Raw genomic sequence first — 19,653 nt, 5'->3', positions numbered from 1 at the left:
TGATTAATATAATCATCACACAGACTAATGGCTTCAGTAAGATTTACACAGCCCCCTCTAGATGAAATTGTTTTTTCTGTAGAATTTGTTGCTCCTGGTTTTTCTTCTGTTCATTTAGGACTTTATTGGGAGTCAATTCGATCAGAGTTTCCATTGCAACAAGATAACATACCCATTGAATTAGAAGACTATGAAAATAATACACCTCCTCTACGCAGAGTATGGTTCATATCAAATGATAGAAAGAAAATAATTCAACTTCAAGATAATCTATTTGTATTCAATTGGAGGTATGATCAACAAGATGAAAATCCTCATTTTGAGGAGATATTTCAAAATTTTCTTATCCAATGGAATCATTTAGAAGAATGGTGGTTAAATATTGCAGAAGAGTCTATAGAAATTAAAAAATATGAATTGGCTTATGTCAATGGAATTGACAAAAATTGGGGATGGAAAAATGCTAAAGATCATGCCAAAATATTTAATTTTATAACAACAGAATGGAATGGTTTTATAAAAATTCCAGATTCATTCGATTTCCAAATTAGTTTCTTATTGCCTAATCAATCTGGAGCATTATCTGTTAAAGTGGAGCAGTTATCTAAAATCTCAAGTGATGTTGATAATGAGGAAGAAGTAACTTCAGAAGATTTTTTAGGTTTTCAACTAATTGCGACAATTGATAATGCTAATATTCCAATAACAAACTGGTTCACATCTGCCCATGATTACATAGTAAAAGCTTTTTTGGAACTAACACAAGAAGATGCTCAAAAATTATGGGGGCGTTATGACTACTAAGTGTACTAGTTTTTCTGAACTTGAAAATTTACAATCTTATAAGAAAAGTAAAAGTCAAAATAATATTGACGAATTGCGATTTTCCAAATCTTCTGTAAACAGAATAAAAAAAGTCAATAAAGTCAAGTTTCAGTCTAGTAGAAAAGCAATTAATACAGCTATTGAGGGGGTTATATTTTCAACAGGAAGTTACAATATCTTAGGTAAAAATAATTATGTTAATAAAACCCCAGTTACTGCCTCTCGTGGTGAATTAATTGGTTCAATCCTAATCAAAGATTATTTCCAAGAGCATCCAAATAACAGAAAAGCACTTGCTCAAAATGTTGCAAAATACATCACCTCTACTAATACAGTATTGGAAGTATTAGATTGGGGTACTTCCAGAAAAATTCGTGAAGGTTTTGATGCTACAGTTATGCTGTTAGCAAAATGTGGAAATGTAATTCTTTCTACTCTTAATCATCTATCAAAACCTAGCACTGACAATAAGGATTTATTAGTTTTAGAAGAAAAATGGGAAATTCTAATTACAAGTATTGCTTGTAGCTCGAATATTCCTGCTCAAAAAAGATTTGATGCAATCGTTAAATTGATTCCAGATAGCAACAGACGCTCAGTGAAAACTGCCATTATAGATGCTTTGTTAATCATGGAAGATGAGATAGATGTTCAATCTATCAAAAGTCAATTAGAATATTTTTTGTCAGATTCTGAGCATGATGAATATGTAAAGGAATATGCCAAAGAAGCGATGGAAGATATGTAGGAGTTGAGAACTTTAAAAAATGCTTCCAACTCTTGAAGAATTTGGTGTACAAACTCCTGCATACATTAGAAAAATAAATAAGCTCACACATTGGCATCCAGAAGATTGTAATAGTCAACAGGAACGCGCTCAAAAAGCTGCTATAGATATATTTGACGATGGTATTAATAGTCTTTACCTAGTTAAGTCAGATCAAGATTTTTATGCCACGATAGTTGCTATAAGCGCGAATAGAACTCCAAAAGATCAAAATTTTGATTTTATCTGGATAACCCAAGAAGAACTACAAGAAGTTGGAATAAATTTTGAATTAGTTATAGAAGGAAATTGTTTACATTCCCAAAAGCTACATTTTAATACTTCTATTGACACAAATACTGCTTGCAAATTATGTGAAAATATTATGTCAAAAAATAGAGAAGCAAAGCGTTCTAAAAAGAAAAATACAATGGAAGTTTTAAATCATTTAGAAACTTTAGGATGTAAAGCTCTAGTACCTAACAGCCCAAACTGCAAGTGTGAAAACCAAAACTAAGCAGTTCTAAAACTCTTGTAGGGTAGTCCAGACAGCCAGCCCTTATCATCAACCTATTATCGGCTGCTGTTCCTCGCGCCATAATTGATATAACCGATTTGCCGGAATAGTCATATACAAAATATCTCCAGCACTGAGGTTAGTTTCTAATAAATCCCAACCGTTTAAAGTTTGATGATTTGTCTCTATATACAAAGGTACAAAATCAGCAGACCTGGCTACATCTTTCACCCATTGACCACAAAAAGGATGTAAAGGTGTAATTAAAGTGGCAAAAGCTACCCACAAACTATCGGCAATAATCCCATTCCCAATAATCCTACCCCCAAGGGCAGCAGCAGCAAAAGCAGGGGCTGCTAATTCCGCCGGACTCAATACAGCTTCAAAGTCAAAAACCTGTTGTGCCATACCCGCAAAATCAGGATCAGCGTAATTAACAATTACAGGAATTTTGGGTTTTAAACATTTAGCTTTAAGAGCAATTTCTAAATTAGTCGCATCGTTATTAGTAACAGCAAGAACTGCGGCGGCTGTATCTATATTACTAGTTTGCAAAGTTGTCCGAAAACTAGCATCAGCAATAATTACAGGAATACTCATTCCCCTAGCAGTATTAACAAATCTATTATTAGGATCTGTTTCAATTACTACTACTTCGTGTCCACTAGCGTGGAGTTGCTGGATAATTCTAATACCAATTCCACTCAAACCACAAACAATATAATGACTACGTTGGGGAATTCTAGCAACATCCCAAAATTGTTTGAGGCGAGTACCTAAAACAAAATCGGTGAGCATAGCATACCAAATACCAAAAACTGCTGCCCCTGCCAGCATCATAAAAACTGTAAATAATTTAATACTGTTGGGTGCTTGTTCTACTACTTTATCATTACCACCTGCACCTGTAATCATGCCCACAGCAAAATATAAAGCATCAACAAAAGAGATATTTAATTTAGTAGAAACATAGGTAAATGTAGCCATTAAAATAATGCCTACTAGCACCATTGCCATGACTATTACAGATTGGGCGTGTTTCTGAAACTGGCGGATACTTGTAAATATTTTTAGTAGTTTTCTTGCAAATGATTTACGTGATTGATTGACGCGAGGTTGAATGCCAATAATTAAGCGATCGCCCACTTTTAATCTTTGTTCAGACAACACCGCCGATACTAAATTCATCTTCCCGACTACAGGTAGATAATAAATTAGCATCCGCGTCTTATCTTCCCATAAATCACTTATTTTCTGACCTATCCAAACATGATCCTCATCAAGATATTCTTCCTGAATTGGCCAAGTTTGATCAAATAATTTAATTTGTCCTATTGCTTGATTTCCTAAAGCAGCAAAAGTAAATACTGGTGCTGCCAACCCGACAACACTCATACTTAAATGGTCTACTATAGTTTGATCTAGACGTTCACCTAAATTCGTATTATAAAAGCGGTTAATAATCCGAATATGAGAATTCAGTACCCGCGCTTGCATCATGATTGACAAATTTAGCGCATCATCAGAACCGGCAATTACTAAAGTATGTGCTTGCTCAATTCCTGCTGCTTTCAGGGTTGAAGCTGCGTGTAAATCGCCAATAATTACATCTCCCGAAGCTTCGCCAGGTATGGGTTTGCGATGAATACCAACGACTAAAGCACCCTGTTGTCTCAGCAAACGAAAGATTTTATATCCAGTACGTCCTAAGCCACAAACAATTATTCGAGGTTTCATGAAACAGCCGCATTATTTACAGGAAAGGCTGCATATCAGTTCTTTATTTCCATTGTTGCTCACTTAGGAGAGGGATTACTGTAGCTGAAAATACGATAAGTTCAAATGAGATGGCACTTTAAGATTTAGCAAGGATTCAAATTGGTGATAAATGGGGCTACATAGATAAAACAGGCAAAATTGAGAGAGTTAAATATTGACCCGGACACAATTTAAAATGTAGAAATGTAGGTTGGGTTAAGCGACAGCGCAACCCAACAAAAGTTTTGATAATCAGGTTTGATAATGTTGGGTTTCCTTGCGTCAACCCAACCTACTGAAGTAATTAAATTTAATTGACAAACACAATCAACATCCACATACTGCTACCTAAAACAACAGATCCCAAGTGTTGCCAAAGCAGCATCCGTAAGGGTTGTCGAGCAATTCTTTGTGTTAAAACCATCGTTAACAGCACAGAAAACACAAGAGTAGAACCTTGTAAAAATGCAATCACTGCTGGATGTGCTACCAATATTGGCAACTGTTCACCATTTAAACCAAAAGTCGCAAAAGTCACAGGTAAAATTCGCCCTCCTTCATTTAAACCCAAACGTAAATAATGCGCCAAATTTCCCCCCAATATCAAAGGTAAATAACCATAAACAAGTGCGATAAAAGGTCTAGGTTTAAAAGATGTTTGAATTTTGGATTTTCCCAGCCAGTAAAAAATTTGCATTAATTTATATGCCCCAAAAGGAACAGCCACAGGAATAATTAACGCCAACAGCGATAAACCCAAATGCGGCAAAAACAGGTTTAAATCTAGTTCTAAGCCTAACAAAGTTTGCAATTCTGGTAAACGATGCAAATATACTCCACCCAAGAGTAAAAATAATAATGCCACTTCATAGCTACGGGGGGTATGAGTTGTCCACAATTCAATACCAGGAGGACGCAAATTGAAGGCTACAGAACGATGAGGACAAGCTTTTAAACAAGTCATGCACAGAACACAATCGCGGTTTTCTTCTAACTGGGCTGGGTGGGAATATATAGGACAGCCGTTAGTTTCTAAACCTTCGCCTTTCTGGACTCCGCCTTTATAACATTGATAAGTTGTGCAACTGGCAGAACAGATACCTTGTTCAGCGCGAAGTTCGGTCATAGAAAGTTTAGCAAATAAACCATTCATCCCGCCAATAGGACAGAGATAGCGACACCAAAACCGCCGCTCAAAAATGGCAGAACAAATCATTGCACCAGCAGTAATTAATAATAGTAACCAAGCCGAAAGATAAGCTGTATTTTCTAAATGCCAAAGTTCTTCCCAGAGGAAAATGAGGGTAAATAAACCAAATAAAAACCAGCCGCCCCACTTTTCAGCTTTTTCTCTCGGCCAGCGTTGGAGTGTGCGCGGAAATAATAGCAAAGATAGCTTTTGAGTGATTTCTCCATAAATCATAAATGGACAAACAGAACACCACACCCGCCCTAAAAAGGGAAATATCAACAGCGACAAAGGCCACCACCAAGCCCAAAACATATTTAAAGCAAAATTGCGATCGCGTGTTTGCGGTCCCATGAACAACACAGCCACAATCAAAGGAAAGGCTATCACCGTGAAACCATAGTTGATACGTTCCGGCCACCAAGGACTTCGCAGAAATCGCCGCAACCCTGGATAGGCATTTAATAAATTTACCCGAAATTGCTGTTGCTTCCCTTGGGTAGCCCAAAACAGTTCTGTTGTTAATTCTCTGGCTGTTCCAGCTTGCACTATTGCCCGTTCCACAAGATTTTTGAGTTCTTTGAGGTTTCCGGGAAAATCATAGGATTGAAGGCTGCGTAAAGCTTCTGGAGTCATCCGTGGTTTAGCTAAACCTCTGGAACGAACATAAAGACCAGTGTAATATTCCACCTGCACTTTAATATCAGCTTTTCTAACCCGTAACGGTGGAACTTTTATACTATGTCCAACACAGCGCTCAACAGTTGGTAAAGTTTTTTCTGATACCATGAGAATCCGGGCTTTACTGGTGCGAGATTGAGCCGGTGGATCTTCAGGACGAGTGGTAGGTGAATATGTCCCTGTTTTGAGTAGCTGTATCAAACTCGGTAATAATTCTGTGGGTAATTCTTGGATGTTGTTGAGAATGAGAGTACCTTCTCCCAACCATTCCAACAGTCCTGGTTTACCACCAGCACGACCAAATAAATCTGCACCGCTATGTTGAAGAAGTCCACAATTAATTTTAATAATCGGTTGTCGTCGTTGAGGCGAACTATAGTGAATTAGAGCGGCGATATTATCTTTGTCTAAACCAGGTTCCCCAAAAATAACTACAGATTTCTGGTCATTAGTCGCTTTGCGAATTTGCTCTCGTAACTTGACAGCATACCGACTTGTACCCACAATTCCCCGTTGGGCTTTGGTGACTAAATAAGGTCGCAAAGCTATAGAACGCTCTTGTTCGTAGGTTAACGCAGATGCTAATTGAGCCAATTCTTGAGCTAATAGACGAGACAAAGCTTGGCTAATTTCTGGGTATTGACTAACTAAATCCTGAAATTTGGCGCGGGGGATAACCCAGAGATGACATTCTGTGAGGGTGGTAATTGTGAATGGGGTTAATTCATCTAGGAGTATTTCTTGGAGGTGAATGACTGCACCAGGAAGGAACCCACAGACATCATCGCTTTCTATTTGACCATTGACGAGAATATAGAGGGCTTGTGGGGATGTTCCTTCAGTAACAAGGTTTTTTCCAGCGGGAATAACGGTTTCTTCTATAGCCGCAGGCATCGCATTCAATACTTCAGATGAGAGAATGCCTAGAGTTGTACGTTCTTGTAGCCATGTAACAATTTCTGGAGATGTCAGCATGAGTTCTCCGTGCAGGCGTATAACCAAAATTATCGCTGAAATTCCTGACAAAATAACTTTGTTCAGATGTTGTACATCAATAGTGCAGTTGTTGTCGCCCCCTAAAAGCTGCATCTTTACCAACTGGAGCCGACTATATCACCTTTGCGTTGCCTATGTGGCTAGGTATCACAACTCATGAATTTTTTCATCCCACCGTTGCTGATTTTGCCCCCAGGAGAATTGGGTTAACCATTTAAATTCGATAATTACGACTTTTAGAAAACGGGTTGTTAATTAATGAAGGGTTTCACCCCTCATAGCTAAAACCTTTGTTGTACATGGTTAAGTTGCTTTAAAATCCGTTTTAGCTAAATAGATAAAGTGTCTTAAAACCCACTGAAATCAAGTCTGGATAAAGATGAGGGGTGTGACCCCTTTTTAATTTGCTAACAGTGTTTTTTCAATAATCCGGACATTTTGGCAGAAATTTATCTAGTAATTTTCTGTCGTATTAACAGAGTTATATGTTGTAAAGTGTTAAAAATGAACAATCTAAAAACTAAAATAAAATGCCAATTTGGCAACCACCTGATGATGAACCAAGTTACATTGTATTAGACAAACGAAAGCAAGGCAGTTGTTAAAAGGTTAAACAAATTAGCAAATGATTCTTGTTAAGGTTGTCCGATAAATAAATAGAATTAGTGTTTGCTGCAATAGGAATACTCACTGAGTAGAGGCGTTATCGTTAACCTGTAGATTACCCCCCTAAGAAACGATTAGCGTTATGTGTATATTCCTGAATCGCTTCAGCAGCAAATAGTAGAGTGGGAGAGAATGGCGCTTGATAATGCCTCCTCCCACTCTCTTTTTTTGGGGGGTATTTTTGAAAAAATAATTCTTACAACTCTAATTAAATTAATGATTAACTAAAATCTTGTATTGCTTCAAGAAGTATCTCAACGAGTTTATAAACTCGCGTTCCTGGTGTATGAGGCCAATTATGTCGATAGTTTGTATCTAAATCCCTAGCACGTTGTATAGCTTCTTCAATGTGTTCTTTATATAAACTTAAGTCAAGATTACTCTTATTGTAACTTCCTAGCTTTGCACGTAACTTATCTTCAAGAATTCTGCATGGTTTATCATCAAGACTTAAATCATCAAAGTGTAAATATAACCAGCTTTCAAAACAGGGATTACTAATTGCTACATGATATCTTTTCTGTCTAGCTTGACGGCAAATAGCACTTAATTTTTTTGCCCCCCAACGGTCAACATCTAACATCAGCCACAGACTATCATCTTCATCTAAATCATATTTATTTACAAATTCTTCTAATCGCTCTAGTACGTATTCAGGGGCGGATCTATTATCCTCTCCTGTGGATAATACTTCTATCTTTATGCGGGAATCATAAAACATACTAAAATATTGCTTTTCAGTTTCTTTACCTTCAGTAGCGATTACAAAAAGTTTTGGATCTCGTATATTATAAGCGCGATCAATTAATTTAGTTCTACTGATTTTTGCCATTATCAATATTATTTTTTTTAGTTACATCATCCTCACAATCAAGCCATCCTAAACTACGAATATCGCCAAAAAATGGAATGGCTCCAAATCGACCGTTTAAATAACCTTTTTCAATTTCCAAATCAGGTCGAATTTTAAATTCTGCTAGCGAATAGATATGTGATACACCTTGTTTATTTTTCTCAACAAACCAAATTTCATCTCGACGCAAAAGTTCTAAGTCAAGTAAGTTAGTGTCATGAGTTGTGAAAATTAGTTGGCTCATATTGTTTTGACTCTTGCATTTTAATGCACCTTCTACAAATTGACGTGATAGCAAGGGATGTAAACGACGATCTAACTCATCTAGAAAAATGACTTTTTCAGAGTTTTCCTTCAAAAGAAAAAGAGCAGGAATGAGATTAATCAAGCGCTGTGTACCCTCAGATTCCTCCTCAATTGTAAAGTCAACAAGATGACCACTTTCATGACGATGTTGAGTTCTGATCTGAATTAAATTTAACTGATTTTGATCGTTTTTTATAAGAAGGTAACGCTTACCTAGTGAATTTTCAATCATGACAGCTGAATTTTCACCGGATTCAGAAAGATTTTGAATTATTTCCTCTCTATGTTTTTCTGGTATGTCTGGAAGATAACGGTCAAAATCCAGTTCAACCTCTGTTGTTCCTATCGAATCAATTCCTGTACCAGCAAATTTCAAAAAATTGCTTAAAAAATCAGTGAATTCCTTACTATTCAGCATTCTAAGCTCTAAACCTTGATGTGTAGATTCTGCTGATATAATAGTGAGAGCTTTTTTGAACCAGTCAAATACTGGATTTACTAACTGGACATTACGATCCACAGCTTCTGTCAAAAAAAGCTGATTATGACGAGTTCCCTGTTCAACAAACTCTAAAAATTGCTTATTTTTGTTACTTCTGCCTTTAAGAGATGCTCCAAAATCTATTTTTGTCTCTTTGTTTTCAGAGGTAATACGCTCAAAATATGTTACTTCTCTTTTCTTACCAGCAGGAGTGACATAAAGCCACTCTTCAAGAATCTGAGTAGAATTCAGTTTAAATCCATAAGAATAAAGATTGTCTTGATAGGTAAAGATAAATTCAAACTTACTAGGTTTTTTATGGCTATCACCTAGTTTAAATGGAGAAATTGGAATAATTTGCCCACTACGTGTTCCTTCTACAATCAAATCTTTTGCAAAATTAATTGCCTTGATTAGATTAGACTTACCTGCTGCATTTGCACCATATATAGCAGAGATAGGCAATAGTGAACGCCCTTTACCTGCTGCGTCTACAGCAAAATGGTCTGCATGACGCTGGTCACTGCTTACCCCCACTAGACTAAATATTGTCTCCTCCCTGAAAGATAGGAAGTTTTCTATAGTTAACTGAACTAGCATTGCTGTTCCACCTACTAAAGACCTTCATATAAAACTACTGCAATTTATTTAAATCATGTCATAAAATCTGATTTATGGAGATTTTTTCTCTTAAGTAGTCATAAAGCAATCTTTTTTGGTGTGGAATATCACCAGCGGACGAGAAAATTTGCAAGTATCAATAGAAACCAATACACATCTGCTGAATTTTTAACCCTAGCAACTTTCACCTAACCTCCTCACTCACAAGTCAAATACCTAAATACGAAAAATATCAAAATCGTCAACCCCACCGCTGTGAAAAATACGCTATTGATTCCCCCAAACCCAAACGCAATACCCATTAACAACGGCCCCAAAGTTTGCCCTAAACCAAAAAATGTCCCATTCACTGATACAACCGTTGCCAAATATTCTCTGGGTGCTAACTCCGCTAACAAAGTTTGAATGCTGGGAAAACCAATTCCTAAAGCAATACCCAATATTGTTGTCGGGATTAACAATAACCAAATACTTGAGACAAAAGGAACAATTAACATTGATAAAGCATATAAAATATAGGATGCCTTAATTAAAGTTGTCGGTTGATATCTTCTCGCTAATTTCCCTAATTGAGAAGATGTAACTGTAATTGCTACAGACACACTTGAAAGTATTAAGCCAATGGTAGAAGGTGGTGCTTTGAAAGTATCATTCATTAATTGTGGTAAATATGTGACATAAGCACCATAAAGCAGCACAAAATTAGACGCACTGACAATAAATAAACCAAATAATCGCCGATTTTTAATGATTGTTCCCGCATTACTCAAATATTCCTGAAGATTGCGATCGCCTTTTGGTTCTGGATTTTTTAAAGCAAACAACACCAGCAACCCTACAGGAATAGCTACCGCAGATAACATAAAAGGATAATACCACCCCAGCGTTGCTAATGCACCACCAATTAACGGATAACTTGCCGTACCCACACTGCTGAAACTAGAAGCATAACCCATAGCCGCAGCACGTTTATCTCCTGTATATAAATCACCAATTAAAGTAATACTTAAAGACAATAAAGAAGCAGCACCAATTCCTTGCAACAAACGGAAAAATAACAATAAATTAAAATCACGAGCAAAAGCACAAGCTGTACCAGCAATCCCGAATAAAAATAGAGAAGGGATAATAATTTTTTTTCTGCCCCATTTATCAGCTACTACTCCAATTACAGGCCCTAAAATCAACGCAGGTAGTGTAAATAGTGTAATTAACAATCCCAAATTTTTGGGGTTGATATTTAAAGATTTAGCTAAATAAGGAAATGCAGGAGTAACGCTAGAAACTCCAATCACAGCAATCAGAATCACTGCACAAATAATCTGAAAATTAAATTCTTGATAAACGGGTTTACGGTTATCAAATTGAGCTTGTTGTTCTGATGAATTCATAATGATGCACCTCTAGATAATTAATGTTATATATTCTCTTTCAGAAATAAAATATAATCAATCATGTTTTGTTTACTCTTAAACATAGTAGTTTCATAATAAGTCAAGCGACGATGTTCACCAGAATGCAAAACAACAACAATCCAATATAACTGATTATCAATTTGGATTTTTTTACCAAACCTAGCTTTAGTAGTAAAGGAAGAACTGCGTGAGTTAATTAGTACTGTTTCAATTTCATTAAGTGCTAGTTCAATTACTCCCTGAGAAAATATATTTTTTTGTCCCAAGGTGATTTTACCAAGTGCTGAATTGAAATTGCAAGTTAGTACCTCATGACAATTATCAATATCTAAAAAGAAAATACTAATAAATGCACCTGTTAAAAACCAAAAACAAAGCATTATCCAGCCACCAAAAACAGATAAGATTATCCCCACGATGGGAGCTAAAGAATGATAGAATATATCTGATTGAGAGTATTCTTCAAGTCGGTAAATTTTTCTGATTTTTGGCAGCATATTTATTTCTCCAGAAATTAAATTCAGTTAGTTAAAAATATAAAAAATCCCCCTTCCATATTTTATACCTTATCAGGGAAGAGGGATAAAGGCTAGATTACCTATAATTTACATAAATTGAACCGAGAAACTCTATTCGTGTTGTCTTAAGCAGCAACTTTTTCCTCAAGAGGTTTAAAAGTCTTTTTAGTAGCACCGCAAATAGGACAACTCCAATCATCAGGAATTGCGGCAAAAGGTGTACCAGGTGCAATTCCCGAATCAGGATCACCCGCAACAGGATCATAAATCATACTGCATTGTCTACAAATCCATTTCTGAGTTGCGGGATCTTCACCTGCTACTCTAGTTACAGCTTGTCCTCCATTTAATACTTCCAATGCTTCAGAGTAGCGATCTGCATGGTAATTTTCAATGAATTTTAGCAACCCAAAACGGTGTGCTGCGGAGCGAAATGTGTTAGCGTGATCGCTAGATTCTTGAGCTTGTTTGAGAAATTCTTCTGCTGCGGGGTTATCTCTGTCTTGTTGAGCAGCAGCAGCAAATTCAGGATACATTGTAGTGTATTCATAGGTTTCACCTTCAATTGCTAAAGACAAACAACGAGAGATAATTTCCCGTTTTTGTTCATCAGTTAAAGCTGCTGCATCTTTAACAACTAGTTCTGGATGTAATAACTCAAAATGTGCAAAAGCGTGTTCAGTTTCTTGATCTGCTGTTTCCTTAAAAAGTTTTGCTAAGTCTGAAAAACCCAGTTGACGCGCTACATTAGCAAAAAACAGGTATTTGCGATTTGCCATCGATTCACCACCGAAAGCAGATTCTAAGTTTTGAAGTGTAGTAAAGTTTGACAAATCCATAATCAGTTGTGTGTGCCTGCGAAGTGATATTTAATGGTAAAAACAGACTTTCAAAATAGGTTAGATGAGCCGATATCTAAAATACAGTAGGGGCGTATTGCTAAAATACAGTAGGGGCGTATTGCAATACGCCCCTACTAAATTTTGGGCTAAATGTACCTGCAATAGGCTGTGTTTAAACAGGTTTGATCCAACCTATTTCCGCTCATCTTTAATTACCTGTTTTCTTAGCTGCTCTAGACGATTATAAAACCGAAAACGATTGTTAGTTTATCGATTTTATGCTGTCTTTGTGAAGATGCTAAGATTCTAAGAAAGCATAATCAGTATATCCTGTAGGGGAAACGCATCTTATCAATAAGGACAATTGAATCTCAATAATGACCAAAATATTCGCATTAATGCCTACTTATTGACAATACTCTAGTCCATCACTATGACGCTAAAAAAATCAATCAAACGATAAATTGGGATTTCTTTGTTTATGCGTTAAAACGGTATTTTGTCAATAATCACAGGATTCAACACCTCACGGGTAGCTAAATCAACTTCATTTCCCCGCAGAATATAGGCTCCCATTTGAACAGGTGCGAAAAGATTGAAATTATTATTCATTTTGTCAAATCTTTAAAATAGACAGTCAAAATTAATATATTCATAAATCTTTAATAAATGTTTAAGAAATTTCCGAAATCTCACTAATGGAAAAACCAATTTTTCTGTAAAAATAATACTAAATATACTATGGCAATTTCCGCATTCATTGAGATACAGCCAGAAAGATTTAATATCAAGTCCGGTTAATTGCTTATTAAAAAACTCTCCGCGTCAGCCCTATTCCCTATTTCCTCCCCTAACTAGATAATTTATCTACGACTACTTATGACAAAAACAGCCCTAATTACAGGCATTACAGGTCAAGATGGCTACTATCTCAGCCATTTACTACTTAACCAAAATTACCGAGTCGTGGGCTTGGTATCTCCCCATCGACAACCTAACTTGTCAAAATTGGGCAATCTGGCAGATAAAGTAAAAATTTACACCGTTAACTTAAGAGATAGTGCGGGTTTATTAACTGCTGTCGAACAACTACAGCCCCACGAAATTTACAATTTGGCTGCGCCGAGTTTTGTTCCCGATTCCTGGCATGATCCTTTAGGAACTCTCGATTTGATCACCGGCACTGCTACCAGGTTATTAAACGCAATCCGGCAAATTGGTTTATCTACAAGGTTTTATCAAGCCAGCAGTTCAGAAATGTTTGGGGATGTTGATGTTTCTCCTCAAGATGAAGAAACTACTTTCCGTCCCAAAAATCCCTATGCGGCTGCAAAATTACACGCTCACTGGACTATGGTGCATCACCGACAGCGTTATGGTTTGTTTGCTTGTAGTGGTATTTTATATAACCATGAATCTCCACTGCGTCCTCCTCAGTTTGTAACACGCAAAGTCTCTTTAGCGGCAGCATCGATTAAATTGGGTTTAGCCCAAACCTTAGAAATGGGTAACTTGGATGCCAAACGTGATTGGGGTTTTGCTGGAGATCATGTTGAAGCTATGTGGCGAATGCTACAGGTGGATGAGCCAGAGGAATATGTTATTGGCACAGGTAAACTCCACAGTGTCCGAGAATTAATCGCTACGGCTTTTGATTGTGTGGGACTAGACTGGCAAAATTACGTAGTTACTAATAGCAATTTATTACGAGCAGACGAACATTTTCAACTCGTGGCTAATCCCAGTAAAGCCAAACAAAATCTCGGTTGGGAACCAAAAGTTAGTTTTGAACAACTTTTAGAAAAGATGGTAAAAACAGATTTGGAACTTTTACAAAGTGGCAAAGTTAAGCCATTTATATCCAACAATGCTAATTAATCAAGTGGCAGATAAAGTAACTTCAAGTGGAAAATTGAACGAGAGAGCTAATCATGTATTTGTGTTCTTAGAAATTTTTGCCCTTGAAGGTGGAATTCAATCCTATGTTAAGGATATTTTTCGCGCCTATTTGGGATTAAACCAAAGTTGTAAAGCGGAAGTTTTTTTGTTGCGGGATAGTCCTGATTGTGTTAATCCTTTTGCATCAGAAAATTTAAAATTTAATTATTTTAAAGGTAATTCCCCCAAAATAGGGAGAATCAAATTGGCTTTGGCATTATTTCGATATCTCATCCAAAACCGACCACAACAGGTTTTCTGTGGTCATATTAAGTTAGCGGGACTTATCCAAATTTTATGTCAGCCCTTGGGTATTCCTTATACTGTATTAACTTATGGGAAGGAAGTCTGGGAACCGCTGAAAAATCAAGAACGACGTGCGTTGGCTTCAGCTTCGGCAATTTGGACAATTAGCCGCTACAGTCGAGATCGTGCTTGTGCTGCTAATGGGATAGATCCTCATCAGGTAAAAATGTTACCTTGTGCTATTGATGGGGATAAATTTACTCCTGGCTCCAAAGCACCAGAATTAGTTGAGAAGTATGGCTTAAATAATGCCAAGGTATTAATGACTGTAGCGCGTTTATGGTCTGGGGATATTTACAAAGGTGTAGATGTCACAATTAGAGCATTACCGCAAATTATCCAGGTGGTTCCAGAGGTAAAATATTTGGTAATTGGTCGTGGTGATGACCAACCACGATTAGCTCAGTTAGCACAAGATTTAGGTGTGAGCGATCGCGTGATCTTTGCCGGTTTTGTGCCTACAGAAGCATTAATGTTACACTACCGTCTAGCGGATGCCTATGTTATGCCCTCTCAAGAAGGCTTTGGCATAGTTTATCTAGAAGCAATGGCTTGTGGTGTCCCAGTTTTATCTGGTGACAATGATGGCTCGGCTGATCCCTTACAAGATGGTAAACTAGGATGGAGAGTACCACACCGCAACCTAGATGCAGTAGCAGCAGCTTGTATAGAAATTCTTCAAGGTCAGGATCAACGTTGTCATGGTGAATGGTTACGAGAGCAAGCGATCGCTATTTTTGGAATACAAGCCTTTCAACAACGTCTACAACAAATGCTCCTCTCCTCCTCTTTACTGACTAATGACCAATGACCAATGACCAATGACCAATGACTAAGATAGAGAGAAAGTCGAAAAAATTTGAGAAATGCGCCTTAATAACTTTCAATTGAATCTTGATAAACTCCGCCCTTGGCTGACACTATTAGCAGTGTTCTGGTTGTTAGCATCATTGGGCTTAGGCTGGTTAGTTAATTCTTTGCTCATTATTGTGGGACTGTTCCTGGTGACACCAGTTATAGCTTACGTTGGGTTTCGCTGGTGGTTACAACGTAACTTGGTTGCTGATAACTGTCCCGTCTGCGGATTTGAATCGACAGGTTTAAATAACAGCCAGTTACAGTGTCCAAATTGCGGAGAACAGCTATTAGTACAAAATAGTAAATTTCGCCGCTTCACACCAGACGGCACAATTGATATCACAGCAGTTGAAGTCCCAGCCCAATCAATAGAAGATTAAAATAATTCGTAATTCGTAATTCGTAATTCGTAATTCGTAATTATCCAATGCCCCATGCCCCATGCCCCATGCCCAATAACTATTTCTTTTGTTGCGAAATGGATAGGGTATAGGGATACTGCTGTTGGGATAAATCGCCTATGTAGATCGAGTATTGCCCAACCTGCCAAAAACCAGATTGTTCAGGCTTATTTCCTGAGTAATTATCTGCCATGACGCAAAAGCGCCCCCCTGGCCCGTCAATTAACAGTGTGGGCTTTCCCTGGCTCTCAACTGTTAATCGTAAATAAGGTAGTGGTTCTTTAACCTTGATAACTTGATTGGGTGCAGTGGTAATATCTCCGCAATTGCTCTTGACATTTCCCCCAGACGTTCCATTGACAATAGTCGGGTCTGTCTGGAGATTTTTATCAATTAGAATTATGGGAGTCTCGGCGAAACTGACTTGGTTGAAAACCAAACTCATAGCCAAGGCTGCGGGAACAAGGGTCAATAACCTTAAAGTCTTCATCTTAATTAATGCTCCCCACTGTTGATATGTTGATATAAAAATTTATAAATTATCTCTATCTGCCTTTAAAGACGCAAGCCAGCCAGTTTTGTTCCGGCAGAGAAGGTATAAATTTTTAAGTAATTCGTAATTCGTAATTCGTAATTCGTAATTCGTAATCAGGGAACAGGGAACAGGTGACAGATGACAGGTGACAGGTGACAGGTGACAGGTGACAGGTGACAGGGAACAGGGAACAGGTGACAGGTGACAGGTAATTCTTAATTTTCCCCGCGTCTCCGTGTCTCCGTGTCTCCGTGTCTCTCCGTCCCCGCGTCCCCGTGTCCCAACTTCTCCGCGTCAGGGACTTCAACCTCCTGAATTAGTTAAAATATCCTGAAATGTGAGCAGAAAGACAGAAAAGTTTTGCTGATACCCAAACTCTTGTTTTACAACCTCTAGTAAATTAACGGCGAAATACATTATTTTTCCTAACTCATTATTTTTCCTAACTACAGAGGTACTGCACATATAAACATTAGCTAAAATCACTAAAACAACCGCCAAATAAGGGATTTGGTGGATTGGTTGTAAAATAAGTGTCCTAGCTGAAGTAAATAAGATTTATGAACCCGAAATCTGAAGAAGACTGGCAACGTCGTCTCCAAAAGCTAGAAGAGGAAATGAATTCATTTTCCCCAACCCCTGTCCAACCAGAAACACAACAACAGACATCCCCGTCTAGGTTTGCCAAATTGAACTTATATCTAGAGCGATCGCGTTTATGGTTCCAAAGTTTAGCGGGGATAAAAAAAGTTGCTGTTGCTGGTTTGACGATCTTTTTGGGCTTTTTGGTGCTACAAACAGTGTTTAAACTTGTGGCATCTGTAATTAGTCTGGCACTGTTGGCAGTGTTAGTGTATCTTGGATACAAATTTTTTGTGTCTAATAGCTTTCAAAATAAGCAATAGCCTATTTTAACCGCGCCGAGAGTGGCGTAAACATTAAAGTCAAAGGGAATTATGCAATGACGACCCCAACTGTCAGGACAAATATTAATCAATCTAGCCAGTCCAAAGAACCAGAAAAAGCTAATTCCCTGCCCCTAGTAACAAGGCGGTTTGCAGCTTGGGCAGTGGAAATGACACTAGTAGTTACCAGTGGCTTGGTTCCCTTTGGCATGGGTGTTTATGCCAATTCTCGCAGCGATCTCAACCGAGTGCCGCTGAATCCAGTGTTAGTAGTCACAGAAAGAGCGATCGCTCGCCCTTTAGCTCTACCCGTAAGTTACGGTATTAGAAATGTGGCCTGGCCGACTAATTTCTTATGGACAGTCGCCCTATTAGCACCAATCACTCTTTCCTGGTGGCAATTGTATTTACTGGGTAAAACCGGCAGTACCATCCCCAAACGCAGGTTTGGTGTGCAGGTAGTTAATGAGGAAGGTAACGCCCCCGGTTTGGGCGCTGTCGTCGTGCGGGAAGGACTGGGACGCTGGTCTGTGCCAGTTTCCATCGCCTATCTACTCTGGCGCTACAGCTTTGCCTTTCCTAACCTAGGTCTGTTCACATTTTTAGCTGTGTTGATGGTGCTAGGAGAAGGCATGGGCTGGCCTTCGCAAAAGCGCCGTCGCGCCTTCCATGATCAGTTAGCAGGTACGTACACCATTGATGCCACAACTGGCAACAAGCGGGTTAAACCCACTGTCAGTCCTGCCAACGAGGAGTCACCATTAGCAAATGAGGATAGGGTAAATACATCTAGTCAGCAGCCTACCTCAACAGCAGCCAGAACCCGCAGCCCCAATGTCACCCTGTTTTTGGTGGGTGTAGCCAGCATGATTGCTGTTTTGTCAACTTTAGTAGGGACACAAATCTACATCCAAAACCAAGAAAGCCTGCGAAAAACCCAGCAACTCAACAGCCAAAAGTTTCTCGAACTGGTAAAACAACTTAATCCTAACGCTGGTGTCACCAATGAGGAACGCCAAAGGGCGATTCTGGTTTTGGGTGGTATCAACGACACACAAGCAATCAAATTTCTTGTGGATTTGCTGGTTAAGGAAACTGACCCCAGCACCTTGGATACAATCCAACAGGCTTTGGCAAATATTGGCCCCAAAGCTTTGCCAGAATTAAAACGCATGAATCAGTTTCTCTCAGGGGAACTAGAATCAGCAGGTAACAGCCCAAACCGAGAACTTCGACAACAGCAGTTAATTCTTAACCAACAAGCTATCAATAAGATTTTGACTGTCTATAGCGGCAAAATTAATGACATCGATTTGAGCAGCACCCAACTGGGGATGAAAAGCTTCGAGGCAAGTGCTGTATTCAACTTGGTACTAAACAACACTGATTTATCTGGAGTTATTTTGAAAGCTGCCAATCTGAATCGAGCTAGTTTGACCGGTAGTCGCTTTCGCAGTGTAGGTGAAGATGGACGTTGGGATACTTATGATGATGTCATCGCTGATTTGAGTAAAACTCAGTTGAAGCAAGCCAACCTCTCCCAGGCTAATCTTAGTCGAGTATTGATGACCCGCAGCGACTTAAGCCGCGCTACCCTTAACAAAGCTAACTTATCCTATGCCCGTCTCGTGGATGCAAACCTCAGCAGCGCCCAGCTAATAGGTAGCGATTTACAGAAAGCAGTCTTGGAAAATGCCAGCCTCACAGGGGCAGATATCAGTGATGCTAAATTCATGGAAGCTAATTTATACGCTGCTCATTTAGGGCGTGTTTCTGCTATTGGCACACAGTTATCCTATGCCAATTTAACTAACACCAATTGGCAAGGCTCGGACTTATCTGAAGCTTATTTGGATAATGCTAATCTTAGCAATGCTAATTTCAGTACGGCTCGTCTCTCTGGTGCTGTTTTGCGCTCTGCCCACATGGAAAACGCCAACCTGCGAAATGCTGATTTAAGTCGTGCAGATTTACGGGGAGCAAATTTGAACGGAGCCGATTTTCAAGGTACTATACTCTTCCCACCCAAACAAGACCCCGCAGATCAATTTGTCCAAACTTCTGATCTCGGTTCACAAGCAGCTATAGTCCAGGGTGTTGATTTTACTGAAGCCAAAAATCTAGATCCCAACCAACTGGCTTTCATTTGTACTAAAGGTGGCATTCATCCCCGTTGTCCATAGTATTAGGTGACAGGTGACAGGTGACAGGTGACAGGGAAGAGAGTAAGGGAAGTAAGGGAAGTAGGGGAGTGGAGAAGAATAACTTCTATCTAT

At 38.5% G+C, this 19,653-nt stretch carries 18 protein-coding genes; 8 read left to right on the top strand and 10 right to left on the bottom strand.

The features are described from left to right. The first annotated feature begins 27 nt into the window (after window positions 1-27). The 3 genes from A9Y75_RS09685 to A9Y75_RS09675 are packed head-to-tail and all read left to right on the top strand — an operon-like array spanning window position 28 to window position 2,108. Entirely contained in the window at window positions 28-804 is a 777-nt protein-coding gene (locus A9Y75_RS09685; RefSeq protein WP_071189339.1) for a TIGR04255 family protein, read from the top strand. After that, a complete protein-coding gene (locus A9Y75_RS09680; protein ID WP_177176142.1) occupies window positions 770-1,573 on the top strand; it encodes a hypothetical protein in 804 nt (267 codons plus the stop codon). The genes A9Y75_RS09685 and A9Y75_RS09680 overlap by 35 nt, the downstream gene beginning before the upstream one ends. A 19-nt stretch (window positions 1,574-1,592) precedes the next feature. Next, entirely contained in the window at window positions 1,593-2,108 is a 516-nt protein-coding gene (locus A9Y75_RS09675) for a hypothetical protein (RefSeq protein WP_071189337.1), read from the top strand. Window positions 2,109-2,156: 48 nt separating this feature from the next. Here A9Y75_RS09675 and A9Y75_RS09670 read toward each other — a convergent pair whose 3' ends face one another. From A9Y75_RS09670 to A9Y75_RS30100, 8 genes are all read right to left on the bottom strand, one after another. After that, window positions 2,157-3,845: an NAD-binding protein gene (locus A9Y75_RS09670; protein ID WP_071189336.1), complete on the bottom strand. Its 1,689-nt coding sequence runs from the start codon at window positions 3,843-3,845 to the stop codon at window positions 2,157-2,159. 331 nt (window positions 3,846-4,176) lie between these two features. Further along, window positions 4,177-6,708 (bottom strand): sigma 54-interacting transcriptional regulator, encoded by a 2,532-nt coding sequence (locus A9Y75_RS09665; protein WP_071189665.1) that lies wholly within the window; start codon window positions 6,706-6,708, stop codon window positions 4,177-4,179. A 910-nt stretch (window positions 6,709-7,618) separates the two neighbouring features. Beyond that, window positions 7,619-8,230: an RloB family protein gene (locus A9Y75_RS09660; RefSeq protein ID WP_071189335.1), complete on the bottom strand. Its 612-nt coding sequence runs from the start codon at window positions 8,228-8,230 to the stop codon at window positions 7,619-7,621. Further along, on the bottom strand, window positions 8,214-9,638 hold the full coding sequence (locus A9Y75_RS09655; RefSeq protein WP_071189334.1) for an ATP/GTP-binding protein: 1,425 nt from the start codon (window positions 9,636-9,638) through the stop codon (window positions 8,214-8,216). The genes A9Y75_RS09660 and A9Y75_RS09655 overlap by 17 nt, the downstream gene beginning before the upstream one ends. A 218-nt stretch (window positions 9,639-9,856) precedes the next feature. Further along, on the bottom strand, window positions 9,857-11,050 hold the full coding sequence (locus tag A9Y75_RS09650; RefSeq protein ID WP_071189333.1) for an MFS transporter: 1,194 nt from the start codon (window positions 11,048-11,050) through the stop codon (window positions 9,857-9,859). Between the two features lie 26 nt (window positions 11,051-11,076). Further along, window positions 11,077-11,571 carry a hypothetical protein gene (locus tag A9Y75_RS09645; RefSeq protein WP_071189332.1) on the bottom strand — a complete coding sequence of 165 codons (495 nt, stop codon included), beginning with the start codon at window positions 11,569-11,571 and terminating at the stop codon, window positions 11,077-11,079. A gap of 146 nt (window positions 11,572-11,717) precedes the next feature. Beyond that, window positions 11,718-12,431, bottom strand: coding sequence for a rubrerythrin family protein (locus A9Y75_RS09640; RefSeq protein WP_071189331.1), 714 nt, complete (start codon window positions 12,429-12,431; stop codon window positions 11,718-11,720). Between the two features lie 489 nt (window positions 12,432-12,920). Continuing rightward, window positions 12,921-13,046 carry a hypothetical protein gene (locus A9Y75_RS30100; protein WP_269086281.1) on the bottom strand — a complete coding sequence of 42 codons (126 nt, stop codon included), beginning with the start codon at window positions 13,044-13,046 and terminating at the stop codon, window positions 12,921-12,923. A 267-nt stretch (window positions 13,047-13,313) separates the two neighbouring features. Here A9Y75_RS30100 and A9Y75_RS09635 point away from each other — a divergent pair, with 267 nt between their 5' ends. The 3 genes from A9Y75_RS09635 to A9Y75_RS09625 are packed head-to-tail and all read left to right on the top strand — an operon-like array spanning window position 13,314 to window position 15,916. Further along, the gene (locus A9Y75_RS09635) at window positions 13,314-14,312 is read left to right on the top strand and encodes a GDP-mannose 4,6-dehydratase (RefSeq protein WP_071189330.1); all 999 of its coding nucleotides are present in this window, start codon (window positions 13,314-13,316) and stop codon (window positions 14,310-14,312) included. Continuing rightward, complete coding sequence (locus A9Y75_RS09630; RefSeq protein ID WP_071189329.1) at window positions 14,302-15,489, top strand: glycosyltransferase; 1,188 nt, start codon at window positions 14,302-14,304, stop codon at window positions 15,487-15,489. The genes A9Y75_RS09635 and A9Y75_RS09630 overlap by 11 nt, the downstream gene beginning before the upstream one ends. Window positions 15,490-15,544: 55 nt before the next feature. Further along, window positions 15,545-15,916, top strand: a complete 372-nt coding sequence (locus A9Y75_RS09625; RefSeq protein WP_071189328.1) for a hypothetical protein — start codon at window positions 15,545-15,547, stop codon at window positions 15,914-15,916. A gap of 79 nt (window positions 15,917-15,995) precedes the next feature. On the opposite strand, the gene A9Y75_RS09620 is transcribed toward A9Y75_RS09625, so the two are convergent. Together A9Y75_RS09620 and A9Y75_RS27475 are read right to left on the bottom strand one after the other, a co-directional pair. Then, window positions 15,996-16,427 (bottom strand): hypothetical protein, encoded by a 432-nt coding sequence (locus tag A9Y75_RS09620; RefSeq protein WP_071189327.1) that lies wholly within the window; start codon window positions 16,425-16,427, stop codon window positions 15,996-15,998. Between the two features lie 115 nt (window positions 16,428-16,542). Continuing rightward, a complete protein-coding gene (locus tag A9Y75_RS27475; RefSeq protein ID WP_143046391.1) occupies window positions 16,543-16,779 on the bottom strand; it encodes a hypothetical protein in 237 nt (78 codons plus the stop codon). Between the two features lie 253 nt (window positions 16,780-17,032). On the opposite strand from A9Y75_RS27475, the gene A9Y75_RS09615 reads away from it, so the two are divergent. Together A9Y75_RS09615 and A9Y75_RS09610 are read left to right on the top strand one after the other, a co-directional pair. Next, entirely contained in the window at window positions 17,033-17,377 is a 345-nt protein-coding gene (locus A9Y75_RS09615; RefSeq protein WP_071189326.1) for a hypothetical protein, read from the top strand. A gap of 56 nt (window positions 17,378-17,433) precedes the next feature. Beyond that, window positions 17,434-19,560 carry a pentapeptide repeat-containing protein gene (locus A9Y75_RS09610; RefSeq protein ID WP_071189325.1) on the top strand — a complete coding sequence of 709 codons (2,127 nt, stop codon included), beginning with the start codon at window positions 17,434-17,436 and terminating at the stop codon, window positions 19,558-19,560. The last annotated feature ends 93 nt before the right edge of the window (window positions 19,561-19,653 follow it).

The organism is Trichormus sp. NMC-1, assembly GCF_001858025.1.
In the GTDB taxonomy this organism is placed as follows: domain Bacteria; phylum Cyanobacteriota; class Cyanobacteriia; order Cyanobacteriales; family Nostocaceae; genus Anabaena.
This window is presented reverse-complemented; position numbering and strand designations above follow the sequence as displayed.

Excerpts from the sequence above, each read along its gene's own strand:
- A9Y75_RS09655 (WP_071189334.1), bottom strand. The coding sequence starts at position 9,638 with ATGCTAGTTCAGTTAACTATAGAAAACTTCCTATCTTTCAGGGAGGAG.
- A9Y75_RS09680 (WP_177176142.1), top strand. The coding sequence starts at position 770 with ATGCTCAAAAATTATGGGGGCGTTATGACTACTAAGTGTACTAGTTTT.
- A9Y75_RS09640 (WP_071189331.1), bottom strand. The coding sequence starts at position 12,431 with ATGGATTTGTCAAACTTTACTACACTTCAAAACTTAGAATCTGCTTTC.
- A9Y75_RS09615 (WP_071189326.1), top strand. The coding sequence starts at position 17,033 with ATGAACCCGAAATCTGAAGAAGACTGGCAACGTCGTCTCCAAAAGCTA.
- A9Y75_RS09685 (WP_071189339.1), top strand. The coding sequence starts at position 28 with ATGGCTTCAGTAAGATTTACACAGCCCCCTCTAGATGAAATTGTTTTT.
- A9Y75_RS09625 (WP_071189328.1), top strand. The coding sequence starts at position 15,545 with ATGCGCCTTAATAACTTTCAATTGAATCTTGATAAACTCCGCCCTTGG.
- A9Y75_RS09675 (WP_071189337.1), top strand. The coding sequence starts at position 1,593 with ATGCTTCCAACTCTTGAAGAATTTGGTGTACAAACTCCTGCATACATT.
- A9Y75_RS09670 (WP_071189336.1), bottom strand. The coding sequence starts at position 3,845 with ATGAAACCTCGAATAATTGTTTGTGGCTTAGGACGTACTGGATATAAA.
- A9Y75_RS09635 (WP_071189330.1), top strand. The coding sequence starts at position 13,314 with ATGACAAAAACAGCCCTAATTACAGGCATTACAGGTCAAGATGGCTAC.
- A9Y75_RS09630 (WP_071189329.1), top strand. The coding sequence starts at position 14,302 with ATGCTAATTAATCAAGTGGCAGATAAAGTAACTTCAAGTGGAAAATTG.
- A9Y75_RS09620 (WP_071189327.1), bottom strand. The coding sequence starts at position 16,427 with ATGAAGACTTTAAGGTTATTGACCCTTGTTCCCGCAGCCTTGGCTATG.
- A9Y75_RS09660 (WP_071189335.1), bottom strand. The coding sequence starts at position 8,230 with ATGGCAAAAATCAGTAGAACTAAATTAATTGATCGCGCTTATAATATA.
- A9Y75_RS09645 (WP_071189332.1), bottom strand. The coding sequence starts at position 11,571 with ATGCTGCCAAAAATCAGAAAAATTTACCGACTTGAAGAATACTCTCAA.
- A9Y75_RS30100 (WP_269086281.1), bottom strand. The coding sequence starts at position 13,046 with ATGAATAATAATTTCAATCTTTTCGCACCTGTTCAAATGGGAGCCTAT.
- A9Y75_RS09610 (WP_071189325.1), top strand. The coding sequence starts at position 17,434 with ATGACGACCCCAACTGTCAGGACAAATATTAATCAATCTAGCCAGTCC.
- A9Y75_RS09650 (WP_071189333.1), bottom strand. The coding sequence starts at position 11,050 with ATGAATTCATCAGAACAACAAGCTCAATTTGATAACCGTAAACCCGTT.